Source organism: Shewanella sp. 125m-1, assembly GCF_052977065.1.
In genome coordinates this window covers 127,297-141,811 of sequence record NZ_JBRILT010000001.1, presented here as the reverse complement: position 1 = coordinate 141,811, position 14,515 = coordinate 127,297, and the positions used below count along the sequence as shown (strand labels likewise).

General features: G+C 42.8%; 14 protein-coding genes. 3 read left to right on the top strand and 11 right to left on the bottom strand.

All coding sequences use genetic code 11. The features are described 5' to 3' along the window. Positions 1-79: 79 nt before the first annotated feature. Complete coding sequence (locus ACVBIK_RS00625; RefSeq protein WP_447168838.1) at positions 80-2,716, bottom strand: TonB-dependent receptor; 2,637 nt, start codon at positions 2,714-2,716, stop codon at positions 80-82. A 419-nt stretch (positions 2,717-3,135) separates the two neighbouring features. On the opposite strand from ACVBIK_RS00625, the gene ACVBIK_RS00620 reads away from it, so the two are divergent. After that, on the top strand, positions 3,136-4,152 hold the full coding sequence (locus tag ACVBIK_RS00620; RefSeq protein ID WP_447160469.1) for a LacI family DNA-binding transcriptional regulator: 1,017 nt from the start codon (positions 3,136-3,138) through the stop codon (positions 4,150-4,152). 82 nt (positions 4,153-4,234) lie between these two features. Here ACVBIK_RS00620 and ACVBIK_RS00615 read toward each other — a convergent pair whose 3' ends face one another. Continuing rightward, on the bottom strand, positions 4,235-4,573 hold the full coding sequence (locus tag ACVBIK_RS00615) for a P-II family nitrogen regulator (RefSeq protein WP_012154353.1): 339 nt from the start codon (positions 4,571-4,573) through the stop codon (positions 4,235-4,237). A gap of 239 nt (positions 4,574-4,812) precedes the next feature. Between ACVBIK_RS00615 and ACVBIK_RS00610 the strand changes: the two genes are divergently transcribed. Both ACVBIK_RS00610 and ACVBIK_RS00605 read left to right on the top strand, forming a co-directional pair. After that, positions 4,813-5,325 (top strand): GspH/FimT family pseudopilin, encoded by a 513-nt coding sequence (locus ACVBIK_RS00610; RefSeq protein WP_447160468.1) that lies wholly within the window; start codon positions 4,813-4,815, stop codon positions 5,323-5,325. A gap of 164 nt (positions 5,326-5,489) precedes the next feature. Further along, positions 5,490-6,035, top strand: coding sequence for a GspH/FimT family pseudopilin (locus ACVBIK_RS00605; RefSeq protein WP_447160467.1), 546 nt, complete (start codon positions 5,490-5,492; stop codon positions 6,033-6,035). Positions 6,036-6,201: 166 nt separating this feature from the next. On the opposite strand, the gene ACVBIK_RS00600 is transcribed toward ACVBIK_RS00605, so the two are convergent. The 9 genes from ACVBIK_RS00600 to lspA form a co-directional block, all read right to left on the bottom strand. Continuing rightward, a complete protein-coding gene (locus ACVBIK_RS00600) occupies positions 6,202-6,501 on the bottom strand; it encodes a TapY2 family type IVa secretion system protein (protein WP_447160466.1) in 300 nt (99 codons plus the stop codon). Then, positions 6,501-6,890 carry a type IV pilin protein gene (locus ACVBIK_RS00595; RefSeq protein ID WP_447160465.1) on the bottom strand — a complete coding sequence of 130 codons (390 nt, stop codon included), beginning with the start codon at positions 6,888-6,890 and terminating at the stop codon, positions 6,501-6,503. Before ACVBIK_RS00595 ends, ACVBIK_RS00600 begins: the two co-directional genes overlap by 1 nt. 9 nt (positions 6,891-6,899) lie before the next feature. Then, positions 6,900-10,445 (bottom strand): pilus assembly protein, encoded by a 3,546-nt coding sequence (locus ACVBIK_RS00590; protein ID WP_447168837.1) that lies wholly within the window; start codon positions 10,443-10,445, stop codon positions 6,900-6,902. A 2-nt stretch (positions 10,446-10,447) separates the two neighbouring features. Next, positions 10,448-10,885 carry a pilus assembly PilX family protein gene (locus ACVBIK_RS00585; RefSeq protein ID WP_447160463.1) on the bottom strand — a complete coding sequence of 146 codons (438 nt, stop codon included), beginning with the start codon at positions 10,883-10,885 and terminating at the stop codon, positions 10,448-10,450. 2 nt (positions 10,886-10,887) lie between these two features. Further along, positions 10,888-11,877, bottom strand: coding sequence for a PilW family protein (locus ACVBIK_RS00580; RefSeq protein WP_447160462.1), 990 nt, complete (start codon positions 11,875-11,877; stop codon positions 10,888-10,890). A 2-nt stretch (positions 11,878-11,879) separates the two neighbouring features. Beyond that, entirely contained in the window at positions 11,880-12,395 is a 516-nt protein-coding gene (gene pilV / locus ACVBIK_RS00575; RefSeq protein ID WP_447160461.1) for a type IV pilus modification protein PilV, read from the bottom strand. Between the two features lie 240 nt (positions 12,396-12,635). Further along, positions 12,636-13,565, bottom strand: a complete 930-nt coding sequence (gene ispH / locus ACVBIK_RS00570) for a 4-hydroxy-3-methylbut-2-enyl diphosphate reductase (RefSeq protein ID WP_447160460.1) — start codon at positions 13,563-13,565, stop codon at positions 12,636-12,638. A 2-nt stretch (positions 13,566-13,567) separates the two neighbouring features. Beyond that, positions 13,568-13,981, bottom strand: a complete 414-nt coding sequence (fkpB, locus tag ACVBIK_RS00565; RefSeq protein ID WP_447160517.1) for an FKBP-type peptidyl-prolyl cis-trans isomerase — start codon at positions 13,979-13,981, stop codon at positions 13,568-13,570. A gap of 13 nt (positions 13,982-13,994) precedes the next feature. After that, the gene (gene lspA, locus ACVBIK_RS00560) at positions 13,995-14,507 is read right to left on the bottom strand and encodes a signal peptidase II (protein ID WP_447160459.1); all 513 of its coding nucleotides are present in this window, start codon (positions 14,505-14,507) and stop codon (positions 13,995-13,997) included. Positions 14,508-14,515 lie beyond the last annotated feature (8 nt).

The following is a 14,515-nucleotide window of genomic DNA, read 5'->3' as shown; positions in this document are numbered from 1 at the left end:
AAATGCTAATTATCAGATTGTTATTTAATAAAAAACCCAGCAAATGCTGGGCTTTTTGATGACGACTATATTGTATTGATTAGAAGCGCAATGCTACGCCAACTTTGTAACGTGCTTCGCCCTCAAAGCTCCACACTGGGTAGTCAGCTTTAAACTCTGGGATAACCTCTGCATCAAGCGGGGCTACACCCGTTTGAACGCTATCTTCTTCCAAAATATTAACCGCTTCGAACGTCACGTCCATCCACTCTGTTACGCTGTATGATGCACTCAAATCAAGTGTCCCATATGCTTCGTGCTGGCGGTTACCGTAGAAACCTGGCAGCTCACGCATCATGTACTCACTACGCCAGTTATAGGCTACACGTGCAGATAACGCATCCATCTCATAAAAGCCAACCAAGTTAACAGTGTGCTTAGATGAATCAGAGAACACACCCACTTGATCTGGATAGTTTTCTGATGGAGAGCTCGCATCAGCGAAGGTATAGTTAGCCGAGTAACCTAGACCATTATCGAAAGAGTCTTGAAGCTGTAGTTCAACACCTTCAATTCGACCACCATCGGCGTTGTATTTCTCACTCACTGTCCAGCAGTCAAATACGCCTTCACCACAAGCACTTGGGTTACCATTATTTTCCCAATCAGCTTTTACATCATTATCGTCAATACCAATCTGTTGTTTAAGCTTCTGTTTAGTAGAGACAAATGAGTTTACGTCTTTAATAAAGTAGGTAATCGCCGCAAGCCCTTCGCCACCGAAATACCACTCAAGGCTCACGTCAGCCTGCGTCGCTTTAAATGGGTCAAGTGAAACAGAGCCAATGTTTAACTTTTCGTTATGCGGCGTACCATCGTTTAAACCTGGTAAGGTCGATGTCGCAAACAACTCAGAGTAATTAGGACGAGACATCACCTGCGCGGCGGTTGTACGTAAAATCAAATCTGAAGTTAAATCAAAGGCAATATTAATGCTTGGTAACACGTCGCTGTAGCTGGCTTTATCAGTACTTAAATTATCAGCAAACTGGCCGGTATCGCTCAATGCATAATAATCTGACCTCACATCACTAGATACATAGCGTAGACCGACGTTACCGCGAATACCTTCAGACTGGAATGTTGCCATGGCGTACATAGCGAAATTTTTCTCATTCAGCGTTCCATAACCTGACTTATCACGCTCAAAACCTGTAATAGCGGCATTCGCATCGTTGATCATTGCGTCAAAGTTAGGTTTTGGCAGAGTAAAGCCTGCACCTGATGAAATTGTACCGTTGTAATAATATGATGGATCACGCACTGCAATGTCACCAACAGTTGCGATATCAGTTTGCTGAGTTACGTCATGATCAGCATAACGAACGCCCGTCTTAAATGAGGTAATTGCACCTAACTCAACAGGGATCGTGAAGTTTAAATCTGCATAGGTTTCTTCGTCACTGTTTGGCTGCTTCTTCAATGCCCAAGCAGATGTTGACAGGTCGCCATTGAAATCACCTGCATCAAAGTCTTGCTTAGCGATATCGATGTCAATAATCTTACCGGTGGCATCATAACGACCAGCAAAGTCACCCGGTTGGCCAATTGAGCCACCGTAGTTAGAGGTTAAGCTGGTACCACCATCTGATTTAGTGTTACCCACACGGCCATCAACAGTAAAGTTTTCAGCTTCATAGTTAAAATCAAAATCAAGCGTGTCAGATGTCATTTTTGCTTTACGTGCCCACGTTTGGGCCCAAGCAAATCCACCTTCACCAGTATGAGTAATATCAGTACAAACGCCTGCGGCATTGACTTGATTACAGGTATTCACGCCTTGCTGAGTCGGGAATAGGAAGATAGAGGTATTGGCGTTATTGGCTTTCATCTCTAAGCCGGTATAAGTCAGACCAAACTCTAGCGCATCGGTTGGACGATACTGTGCAGCCACATTGATAGCGGTACGTTTACGGTCTTGCTGGAAAGTAGATGGGACTATTTCACCCCAACCAAGCAGTGTTTCAATACCGTTACGCTGGTAGTCAGTTTCAGAACCTGCTGCTGAGACTAAAACACCAAAGTTTTCATCATCATTTTTCCAGCTATAAAGACCAGAAAGCTCAGGGTCGATACTTTCTGAAATCGTACCATAATCGCCTTTTGCGCTAACAAAAACGGTGTTTGCATCTAAATCCAGTGGTTTACGAGTCTTAACGATTACCGTACCACCAATACCACCTTCAGGAAGGTCTGCTTGAGATGACTTGTAAACCTCAATGCCACTCACCATTTCAGGCGGTAGCAGTGAATAGTTAAAGCTGCGGTCGATAGCTTGCTGATCAAACCAACCTGTTGATGCAACAGCGTGGCCATTTAATAAAGTACGGGTCAATTGGCTTGATGCACCACGAATGGAAACCTGTTGGCCTTGGCCAAACTGACGGTTAACAGTAACACCCGGAATACGAGCGAGTGACTCACCCACATCACCATCGGGAAACTTACCAATATCTTCTGCGGTAATGGCATCAACAACAGAATCTGAAAATCTTTTTTCATTGATTGACGCTTTCATTGAAGCGCGCATGCCGCGAACTTCAATTTTTTCAATGTTTTCGTCTGCTGCAGCTTTCGCATCAGCCTCTGCTGCTATTGCAGAAACTGACATAGCGCCACTCATTAGCAGCGCGATATTTGTAGCTAGTACACTTTTCTTAAAGGTAGATGGTCGCATCTCGTTTCCCTTCCATAACTTATTATCTTTTTTTTATATCCATAACCATTCCAGAAGCGGAATGACAACGCTGTCATGTCTAGGGCAAACATTACACAATTATTAACAGTCGCGCCACAACAAAATAACCACCGAGCTCATTATAATTGTATAAAATAACAATGACCGATATTGCACGACTTAATAGTCATTAAAATACATATAGTTAAATCACAGAAAGCATTGTGACTAATAAGTGATTTTTTTTTAATCCGAGTAAAAAAACATAAAAGTTGCCTGCTTATCATTGCTAATTTGGATAAAACTTCGCACTATACCGCTAAATTTACGGGCAAATGGCACCATCTCAGCGCCAATTGTTAATCTTGTGTTACCATGGTTTGGCAACGCAGAATGTGTAACGAAGAGAATCTCGCTTAATGAAAGTCACCATAAATGATGTCGCTAAACATGCAGGCGTATCGATAAAAACCGTGTCACGGGTTACCAATAATGAGCCTTCGGTAAAGCAAGAGACTATCGACAAAGTGAATACCGCGATTGCAGAACTTAATTACCAGCCCAACTTGGCTGCGCGAAATCTGGCTGGAACAAAGTCATATGTAATTGGTTTTATTTATGATAACCCTAATGCTTATTACATCATCGATATGCAAAATGGCATTCTTTCTGCTTGCAAAGATTTGGGTTACGAGCTGCTCATTCACCCTTGCAACTCTAAATCAAAAAATATTTGTGAAGAGCTGACTAAATTAGTTAAGCACAACCGTTTATCCGGTTTGGTGCTAACCCCGCCGTTATCTGAAGATCCTATTATCTTAGCTGAGCTAGACAAAATCGATGCTAGCTATGTGCGCATTATCGCAGGGGATAAAGTCAAAGCAGACACAGGCTTAGCCGTTATGGTTAACGATAGATCCGGTGCAATTTCCATTACTCAGCATCTGATTGATCTTGGCCATAAAGATATCGCATTCTTAAGCGGTGATCATGAGCATGAGTCGACCAAAGAACGTTTAGCCGGATTTAAGCAGGCATTGAAAGATAACCATATCTCACTCAATGAAAGCTATATCATAGATGGCAAGTATTCATTTGAGTCTGGTGTTGAAGGAGCCAAAGTCTTACTTAAGAAACAGGTGAGACCGACAGCTATTGTAGCTTGTAATGATGAGATCGCCGCAGGTGCATTATTTGCAGCAAGACTCGAAGGTGTAGATATTCCGTCAGACATATCTATTGTAGGGTTTGAGGATAGTCCTTTTTCACGTCAGACTTGGCCTAAGCTAACCACAGTGCATCAACCCAATGAAGAGATCGCACATATTGCGACAGAGTTACTCATCGCTAAACGCCGAGAACAAAAGTCTGATGTAGCTAAAATCTTCCAGCCAGAGCCTGTCATCAGAGACTCATCAGCCAAGCCACGAATTTAATGTCGGCTATGTTCAACTAAACTCTGTAGCTGCTTTTTCGCATTATTTGTACAATCAGATAATGCGAAAAAGTCGTTAACGCTTATACCGCTTCTTCGTTCTCTTCACCGGTACGAATACGAATAACACGCTCAATATCTGTCACGAAAATTTTACCATCGCCAATCTTACCGGTTCGCGCCGTATCAACGATGACTTCTAAAGCCTGCTCAAGCAGTTCATCTTGAATCACTAGCTCAATTTTAACTTTTGGCAAAAAATCAACCATGTACTCAGCACCACGATAAAGCTCGGTATGCCCCTTCTGACGACCGAAGCCTTTTACTTCAGAAACAGTCATACCAGTAATACCTATATCAGCAAGTGATTCGCGCACATCATCTAACTTAAATGGTTTAATAATGGCTTCGACTTTTTTCATTGTAAAACTCCCTAAAAACTTGCTGAAAGGCTTAATTTGACTGCGCGGTAGCTTATCACGCAGTAGCAAAACTATGAAGTCTAAAGTGATTTATGGGTTAGCACAAAAGTAAACGCAGTCTTCATATAACCGAACAATATACCAATGCGCACTTAAATTCGTCATCAGTAGACTATACTTCGGCTGTACCCCACTTAATATTTACAGGATGTAAATATGCAACTCAAGGAAGAGTTAATATGTACTATAAATCAAGCGGATTCACTCTAGTTGAACTCATGGTGACTTTAGTTGTTGCCACCATCTTGACAGTAATTGCAGTGCCTTCTTTTAACTCTATATATGCAGGCGTGCGATCCGATTCTAATATTAGAAAAATTCAGCAGTCAATTCAGATGGCAAGAAACCATGCGGTTGCCTATGGTTCTAGGGTGACAGTCTGTCCGTTAACGGCGCATGCCTGTGGCAATGATTGGCAAGGTAATATCAGTATTTTTACTGATTCAGGCCAGTCTAATATTATTGATGGTAATGACAAAATTATTTATCAAATAGGTCCATTTAACTCAAAGGATTACATTAGTTACAATCGATCGGCAATTCGGTTTCAACCTGAAGGTCTCGCCTCTGGTACTAACGGCACATTAAAATACTGTCCAGACTCAGCAAACAGTGAATACTCGAGAGCTATCATTGTCAGTCAGTCGGGACGAATCCGCTTCTCAAAGAAAACGGATATCAGTTGTGACTAAAGGCTTGTAGAACCTTTGCTAATTAATACAGTTAATGTCTTCTCGCATAAAGTCAAAAAAGTCTTTCGAGCCAATATATTGGCATGTAAAGTGGCGGATTTGGTTACTGAAAATACATCGAAAGTGTAATATACTGATGGCGTTATTAGGCAAAGGAAATCGCCATGAGAAAGTACAAAAATACAATAAAAGCTTTCACTCTTGTTGAGCTAATGGTGACGTTAGCCGTTGCAACCATATTGATCAGTATTGCCGTCCCTTCCTTTACAGCTATGTACGAAGCTTCTCGTAGCGACTCAAGCATTAGAAATATTCAGCAATCTTTAACCGTCGCTCGAAGCCATGCTATTAGTTACGGCGCTATCGTTACCGTCTGTCCATTATCAGGTACAAGTTGTGGCACAAACTGGCAAGGTGGCTATAGTATTTTTATCGATAACGGCACTATTGGTACGATTGATAGTACTAATGGTGTGAAAGATCAGGTTATTCGAGAGGTCGATGCATTCAACTCTAATGACTTTGTTAGCTATAACTTAAGCTCTATCAGCTTTAACCCCGAAGGGATGTTGACAGGAATTTCATCAGGCGGTACTAGACAAATTATTTATTGCCCTTCTAGTAAAAGCAACGAGAATGCGAAAGCGGTCGATATTATGTCATCAGGAAAGCTGCGTACTTCTTCTGCCACTGGCTTAACTTGCAGCTAATTGCTATCTTTAGCTGCCACAATAGAATAAAAGTAGCAGCTAAATGGCAACAGCAATACACTCCTTTTGATGTTTAAATATATCAAGAGGTAAGTTCATTAAAGGTTATTAGGTTGCAAGTTGAAAGCCACTGCGATGACTTCCCCCCTCTTTTACCTAGAAATGTTTATCTAGGTGTAACTTTATCCAACGCGTTAGCTTCAGCACTCTTGAAAGGCTCATCAAGTAAAACACACTCAAAGACATCTTTAATATAAGGTCTATTACTGCGACCATCATTTGGAACTTTACGAGCAGATAAACGGTTCATGTTGCGTTGAAAGCGATTAACCTCCCAACGATAAAACACTACTTTCTTACTCACAGATGTTTCTACAAAACACTTATATTCTGCTTTTTCTACTGGCTGGTCCTGTGCAACTGCAGCCGCAGAAAAAGACAATATAGGAAATAGAAGCCATTTCATTACCAACACGCCTTAGGAGTTTTTGCTCCAGTTTCAGTGATTTTTATTGTCGCGCATTCGCTGTCTCTTTTAGCTTGTCCAGCCAATGCTGTCGCCGTCAAAGTAAAGCTACCCGTTCCGGTTGAGCTACTCAGGCTGTAATCACCACTTTCACTCACATATGGGCTTTTATCAAAGCCCAGATTGGTCATGTCTGTTGTATAAACACGATTATCTAAATAAAACTGCTCCTGTCTATTTGCCGCCTCAACAAGTAGCGATAAACCATCAGCTCTAACACCTTTTGCCACATACTCTACATATGATGGATAAGCGATTGATGCCAAAATGCCGATAATTGCGACCGTAATCATTAACTCAATTAAGGTAAAACCTTTATGTTTCAACATCTATCTAACCTACTCGTCTACATGATAATAAATTCGGTTTACCCCTAATGCGCCACCAACACACTTATTGTCACCAGGTGCACAAGGAGGAGGCGGTGGGCAATCTATACTACCTGCAGGGCAATCTTTAAGCTCCATTTTATCTCCTGCTGCACCGATACCAATAAGGTACATGTAGCTGTCATCTGAACCATTTGGTGGCACAACTAGCTGCGGGGTATCGGGTACTCTCTCACCCATTTCTAAATACTCATGAGTATATGAGCGGATCCCGCGGTGAAGATCAAATCCATATAGACGACCAACGCCGCTAACTAAACATTGGTTAGCATCTGAGGCTTGGCCTGGCACATAAGAAGTGAAGAACACCCGCCCTTCGATAATTGTTGCCGCAGCTAAACTCTTTTCTCCCACGCCGCCAAAGCTATAGTACCAACCGAGTGTCTTGCCAAACTCGATATTTTCGGTATCTGTTGCCGGGGAGCCTGAAGTCACATCGTAGAGGTTATTAAAGCTAATTGGACTTGGGATAGTATTATCACCCGATCCGGTAAACGAGCGAGTAACTACATTACGATCTTGCAAGGTAAAGAAGTAATCATTTCGCTTTACATCCAAAGGGTGTGGGCGATGGCCCGAGCCAATCACCACCGCATCATATGGCACACTTTGATACGTTGTAGTGCTGCTTGTTTGCCCTCCAACAGTGACATCAACTTCGGCAATATTAGTAAACACCGTTTGGGCTACTGCAGGCTCAACGAAAAAACGTCTATCACTGGTGACGGAATTCCCGCCTAAATCTGCAAATTTAAATGCTGTCCATGGTTTATTAGAATCCTTAGGATTAGCGCTTGGTAAGTCTATACGCCATACATTCGCACCTGTATCTGATGCATAGATGCGGTCAGTTAACTTATCACCATTACTGTCTAATATAGCTACCGCATTAGGAATACTGTCTGTTATACCAGGTATCTGAGTGATATTAGCACCGCTATTTGGACCAAACGAATGCACTAACGCCCCCGTTTCGGCATCCAATATAAATACTCCACGACCTTGAGAATCGTTCGTGCCAACGGCTGCACTATCTTTAGTTGCTGGTGAATAACCTGCACCAAAAATCAATACCGGTTTTGCTTTAGAGTATTCAGTATTGCCTGCTGGCCAGCCCGGAATGTAAGTCACAACAGGTTCAGACCAAGTTTGCCCAAGTTCAGCCATTCCGGGATCATTAGCACTGACCTTCCAAAGCTTTTTAGGGCTATCTGGGTTGGAAATATCTAACGCATAATAGGACTTGCCACCACGTCTCATTCCTGCAAATAGCCAAGCTTTTTCTACTTCACCAGAGCTTTTGGTTTTCACAAATGACACTGTTGAACTATCAAAGCCATACACTGAATGCAATCCAGTTGGGACATTGGCTCTTAACTCTCTGATATTGGGTAACAGCTCATAGGGCATAAATGACCAAGTTTCTGAGACGGTGTTACCCTCATCTTTAAACATGTGCAGGAAGCCGTGGTTAGTCCCTAATACAATCCGAATATCAGGATTGCCTTCAGTACCAAAGTTAATCGCTAACGGCTTAGAATGCAGCGGGTCTCCAAACACATCTTCTCGAATATCAGATGTCGAATTATCATTATCGTCATCATCGGTGTCTTTACCCTTTACCCAATCAATGTAGCTAGATATTTGCGACTTATCTATGCCCATATAGGCTGCCAATGCTGTTTCACTGCCCGCTTTGGCTACCGCATTACTTCGGCTGAATGCAGACAGGCTCCCATTGTTACCAAAATCACCATAAATAGTTCGGTCACTGGTACTTGTAGTTTGTAACTCATGTAACACGCCGCCGGTACGCACATCGTTACCGTCACCACCACCGCTTGCTGCAGAGCAAACTGAATTAGGCGTCCAATACGAACAAGCTGAATCCTTTAGGTTACCGTCATCACCAATAGCATTTGCACCATTTTTATCGACAATATCACCATTACCCGTCACCTTAAATTTCTTGATATTGCCAAGCCATCGCGGCCCTTTATTCGGCAAGAACATTGCGTAGTAAACAGAATCGAAGGTTTGTGTTCTATCGAAGTTATTGCTGGCAATGGAAGGAGAGGTGAAACTGGCATTAACTTCTAGGATCTGAGAGAAAACCTCTTGTAAAGCGGATTGCAGTGCCGATGCATCTTTAGCCGCAAAATACTTACCGCCACCTAATTCTGCCGTTTTCTTCAAAATAGGCGCAGCGCTGTTAGCCCCATCACTGAAGCCAATAGTAAAAGTGGAGACATGCTGGTCACCATCCATTGACGTATTAACGTCTTTACGGTTCATAATACTCGCCAGTGCAGGCAAATAACTGCCTCCTTCACGATCTGATGAACGGTAACCATTCATACGGCTAACATAATAATCAGCATTGGTATCGTTTGTCGGAGAGCCATCCGTAATGTAAACAACATAGGCATTACTAGAGCATTGCATCGCGTTAAATGGCGACTCATAGATACCATTTTTTTCTACTGAGGTATCCCTATCAGGCGTTAAGCCAGAAGCTTGCAAGCCGTATTTAACTGATAAACCAGCAAAATAGCGGTAAGATTCATATAAGGTTTCACAAAGTGGTGTCCAAGTATCAGCACCAAGATCGTTAATAGTATTAATCAAAGACACTTTATCGGCTGGATTAAGACGCTTTATCCCTGAGATCACGCGCCCACCATTTTGGTCACTGTAATAGTTTCCGTTAAATACCGCTAAACCAAAATCTACGCCAGGCGTTGCAACAACCGTATCTTCCATTACCCGTTTGGCAATATCTAAACGCGACTCCCACCCCTTACTTTTAGTCGAGTTATACCAATTAACGTAACGCTCAGTATAAAAAGTCACTGACTTACCGGTACCAAATTTTGTCAATTTTGCAGTTTCAACTGAAGAGTCAATATCAGATGAATTTGAATTTTTATTAACATAGGTATACAAAACCGGACTTTCTTTAGAGCCTAAGCTATCAACCGGAAATCCTTTATCGATCCCGCTAGCATTGCCGAAATACAGTTTGTCGCGATCTTCAAAGTCCTCAAAACAATCGAGCGTAGTGACGTTGCCATTTAAAGTATCAGGGAGCTCTGTCCACTCACCATTTTCACCGGTATAGCTATATTGGCGAACAAAACCAGTGAACATACCATAAGAACGTAAATACCTGCGCGATGACTGGCAGCCATTAACAGAGCCAAAGAAGTGATTAGGGCTGGTGAGCTCTGGAACCCCTATTCCACCTTTGCTGTAATAAATCTTGGTAGAGTTATCGACGGTTTCCCCTCTATCATAAAACTCCTCAGTATATTCATCCGTACTCATACTGCCTGAGTTATCAAAGATAATAAGAACTTGAGGGCGAGAACCTGAACGTGCAGACGATTCAAATACATATAGCTCGGTATCATCAGCATAACTCACACCAGAAACGACTGTCATTGCCATGGAAATAGATACAACAATGGACTTAAGACACTTGTTTATTTTCATCATTAATTCCCTGTTCCACCGAGAACTTCTTGTTCAATTCCAGTAACTAACGTTAATCGCCCCATATCGTTACGACCAAAGGTTGCTTCACTAGATATTTCCATTGGCACGCAATCAATCATCCCGGCTTGATTTGGGTGAAGCATTCTCATACAGTCGACATCTCCATCTGATAACGGCGTTAGTGTATTAGTCACATCAAATGTGCCATCAGCAATAACTGTAACGTTACTAATCTGCGCTAAATTCGTCCCCCGGTTATTGGCAATAACTCGGTCTTGCGCACCGCGAGCCACAGCAACGGCTTCTACCCGCTCAGAACCGGCGCCTGCCATTCGAATTGATTGCGTAGAGTTCACTGCTAACGCAACACCAATTACCGTCATAATCAGCAGTACAATTAGTGAAAAAAATAGCACGATCCCTTTCTGCTTTTGCATGATTAGCTTCCTACTAATATCGGGTTTTCAAGTACGATAGTTGTCGATAACACTCGTCGCCTAAAACCATCGTTTGCCGCGGCAATAGTCTTATCGCCGAGTACATAAGTTTGCTCATCGGTATAACTATTATCTTCTTCTACAGTGCGAACCAGTAGGTATAACCTAAGTGCGACTAATCGTTGATTAGGAGAACCATCCCAAATAGGAGAAGTGACATTTTGTGCTGGCATAAAACTATCGGCTGTTCTGTCACCATTCGTGTCGAAGCCATACATAACACGGAAGTCCTCAACCCCTTCTACCAGTTGCTCTAATGAGTTTGAACCAGTCATGCCACCAACACCGAGAACCCTCCGCATTAAAACCGGCACGCCATTACTCAATTGGATGAAATATATATGGTGCTGGTATTCCCAAAACCGTCCGTTATCTAGACTCGGGGGAGTTTGACTACCAGCAAAAATCACCGCTTCACTTGAATTAGTCCCCATGTAATACCGGTTGGCGTTAAAGGATGTGGTACTCGGCCCAATTAAGCGTTTTATTTGAAGTACATCGGTATTCGCTACCACAGTGCCTAAGCAGGCTATGGCCTCTCCACCCACTCCACTTTCGTAGCCCCAAATTTTTCTAAAGTTTGAAGATGTAACGCTCGCAGGAAAGCTGGCATTGTTTGGACCACCGCCAATACAATCACTGGCAGCGGCGATAGCTGGAGCGATAATACTGGTGCTTGACCCCACATTCAGATCAACACCTGTTAACTCAGCCATAAAGCCAGCTTGACTCACATCACGCTCAATTAATGCTAAAGCTATACGCCCATTTTCTTGTAACTGATTAAATTGGCTAGTGGTTGTGACATTGGAAGAAGACATGGCAAACATTGAGAATAAACCAGCGGTTAGAAATAAACTCACTAGCATAGCAACCATCAACTCAACTAATGAGAAGCCTTGTTGTGAATAAGCGTTAACTAACTTTTTCATATTTATATAATCACAGTTTCAAGTAGGTATATTCTGCGGCGATCACTTGCCACACCACACGCCTTGACAAACGAGGTACTATTTTCTGCGCCGTCATTGACTTCTCTGATCCCTCGCCAAGTAACCGCTATCGATACATTACCGTTCACGTTTGCATCTATGCACGCAGTTACATCATCTAATCCATCCATCAACAGCTTCCATTGATAGATATCCCACGCTAACGTCTCAGCATTTGAGCAGGTGACGACGGCGCCAACAGCAACATCACAAGACTTCCCAGGCTTGGTCAAAGTACCGGTATACTCTCCGCTATAAGCGGCCATCTGAGTGCGGTTTAAACGCAGTCTATTGACAATATCATTCGCTGAATAAGCGGCTAAGGTTTGCTGGAAGGACTCGAAACTACCACGCTTAGAAACCACGTGGAGATTGAAAACACCAATCAAGCCGACGGTTAAAATAACCAAAGCAACGAGCACTTCGATCAATGAAAGTCCTTTCTCCCTGGTTCCCATTCCGTCAATTCCTTTACGTTTGTCATATTGTTGACGTTAAAGATGTTACTTTAGCGTTTAAAAACGGCAACTTATAGTAATACAAAAACATACAGGTTAATAGTAAATTAGTCGAATGTTGAACTGTAGTGACTAAGTCATAAACATGATTAACAGTCAAAGTTAACCTGAATTTTGATCAAAAAAAAAGAGGCCTAGGCCTCTTTTTTATTTCAATTTGTATCTGAGTGTCGTTAGGTATTAACGAAGCTCGGCAGGTACAGCAAAAACGGTGTCTTCTAGACGTCCTTCGACTTCTGTCACCACACTTGGCGCCATATTAGCGATAGCATCAACAACTTGTTTAACCAATACTTCTGGGGCCGATGCTCCTGCGGTTACCGCTACGCGTTGAACACCATTGAACCAAGTTGCGTCAACATCATCAGCATTGTCGACTAAGAAAGCTTGCGTTCCTTTCTTCTGAGCTAATTCTCGCAGACGATTTGAATTGGAGCTGTTTTTCGAGCCGACCACAATAAACAACTCTACCTTTTCAGCCACATTACGCACAGCATCTTGACGATTTTGTGTCGCATAACAGATATCATCTTTGCGCGGGCCTTCAATCGAAGGATACTTCTTTTGCAGCGAAGCAATGACATCGGCCGTATCATCCATTGATAAGGTTGTTTGCGTGACAAAACATAAGTTCTCTGGATCGTTAACCACAAGCCGCGCGACATCTTCAGGCGACTCAACCAAATGAACACCACCTGCTGGGTTATCGTATTGCCCCATGGTGCCTTCCACTTCTGGATGGCCTGCATGGCCAATTAAGATACACTCAATGCCCTTGCGGCTGGCACGTGCAACCTGAAGATGAACTTTAGTGACCAGCGGACAAGTCGCATCAAATACTTTAAGACCACGCTTCTTGGCTTCAGAGCGAACCGCTTGAGACACACCATGAGCACTGAAGATCACGATGCTTTCATCAGGCACTTGGTCTAACTCTTCGACAAACACTGCACCGCGATCTTTTAAGTTCTGCACCACATAGCGATTATGGACCACTTCGTGGCGTACGTAGATTGGCGGAGAGAAAAGCTCTAACGCACGTTCTACAATGCTAATCGCGCGATCTACGCCAGCACAGAATCCTCGGGGATTGGCCAGAAGAATATTCATAATTACAGTACCTGTACCACTTCTAGTTCAAAGGTGAGCACTTGTCCCGCCAATGGATGGTTCAAATCGATTGTTACCGAGTCGCCCACCACATCTCTTACCATGCCAGGAATTTCACTGCCACCTGGGCCTGCAAAACTCACTATCACACCAGGCTCAAGCTTCATATCGGCAGGGAAACGGCTTTTATCCATATGATGTACAGCATCTGGATTTGATTCGCCAAATGTATCAGCGGCTTGCAATGTAAAGTTGTGCTTATCTCCCTCTTTGAGGTTGATAATCTCAGCTTCAAATGCCGGACTTAAGCTTTCATCACCGACATTAAATCGTGCAGGCTTGCCACTTGAACGTGTGCTTTCAGCGGTTGAACCATCTTCAAGCACTATATTCATATGACATAAAATTGAATGCATCTCAGACACTTAGTTACTCCTTTACGCCATCAGTTTTTTTATCATCTTTACCCGTAATAAATGAGTCTAAAATGATAAGTGCTGCGCCCACACAAATTGCCGAATCGGCGATATTAAATGCAGGAAAATGGCTGGTATTCCAATAGAAATGTAAAAAGTCTACTACATAGCCATGCTGCAGACGATCGATCAGATTACCTAGCGCCCCACCAATAACTAAAGTATAAGCAAGGTTTAAGCGCCACATCTTGCTTGGCTGCTGACGCAGCCAAACTGATAATAATACGCTAAAGCCGACTGCAACAAAGGTAAATAACCAGCGCTGCCAACCGCCTGCATCACTTAAAAAGCTAAATGCAGCACCATAGTTACGCACATAGGTAAAGTTAAAAACCGGCAGTAACTGAATCGATTCACCAAGATTAAAATTCGACAACACCCATTGCTTAGATAGTTGGTCGGCAACAAATACCAACACAACTATCCAATACCAACGCAGGCCACTGTCTTTCCATGTAGTGGGCATGACAGTTC

Coding starts and splice junctions, on each gene's coding strand:
- ACVBIK_RS00600 (WP_447160466.1), bottom strand. CDS start 6,501: ATGAAATGGCTTCTATTTCCTATATTGTCTTTTTCTGCGGCTGCAGTT.
- ACVBIK_RS00625 (WP_447168838.1), bottom strand. CDS start 2,716: ATGCGACCATCTACCTTTAAGAAAAGTGTACTAGCTACAAATATCGCG.
- ACVBIK_RS00615 (WP_012154353.1), bottom strand. CDS start 4,573: ATGAAAAAAGTCGAAGCCATTATTAAACCATTTAAGTTAGATGATGTG.
- ACVBIK_RS00590 (WP_447168837.1), bottom strand. CDS start 10,445: ATGAAAATAAACAAGTGTCTTAAGTCCATTGTTGTATCTATTTCCATG.
- pilV (WP_447160461.1), bottom strand. CDS start 12,395: ATGGGAACCAGGGAGAAAGGACTTTCATTGATCGAAGTGCTCGTTGCT.
- ACVBIK_RS00620 (WP_447160469.1), top strand. CDS start 3,136: ATGAAAGTCACCATAAATGATGTCGCTAAACATGCAGGCGTATCGATA.
- ACVBIK_RS00595 (WP_447160465.1), bottom strand. CDS start 6,890: ATGTTGAAACATAAAGGTTTTACCTTAATTGAGTTAATGATTACGGTC.
- ACVBIK_RS00605 (WP_447160467.1), top strand. CDS start 5,490: ATGAGAAAGTACAAAAATACAATAAAAGCTTTCACTCTTGTTGAGCTA.
- ispH (WP_447160460.1), bottom strand. CDS start 13,565: ATGAATATTCTTCTGGCCAATCCCCGAGGATTCTGTGCTGGCGTAGAT.
- ACVBIK_RS00580 (WP_447160462.1), bottom strand. CDS start 11,877: ATGAAAAAGTTAGTTAACGCTTATTCACAACAAGGCTTCTCATTAGTT.
- ACVBIK_RS00585 (WP_447160463.1), bottom strand. CDS start 10,885: ATGCAAAAGCAGAAAGGGATCGTGCTATTTTTTTCACTAATTGTACTG.
- lspA (WP_447160459.1), bottom strand. CDS start 14,507: ATGCCCACTACATGGAAAGACAGTGGCCTGCGTTGGTATTGGATAGTT.
- fkpB (WP_447160517.1), bottom strand. CDS start 13,981: ATGCATTCAATTTTATGTCATATGAATATAGTGCTTGAAGATGGTTCA.
- ACVBIK_RS00610 (WP_447160468.1), top strand. CDS start 4,813: ATGTACTATAAATCAAGCGGATTCACTCTAGTTGAACTCATGGTGACT.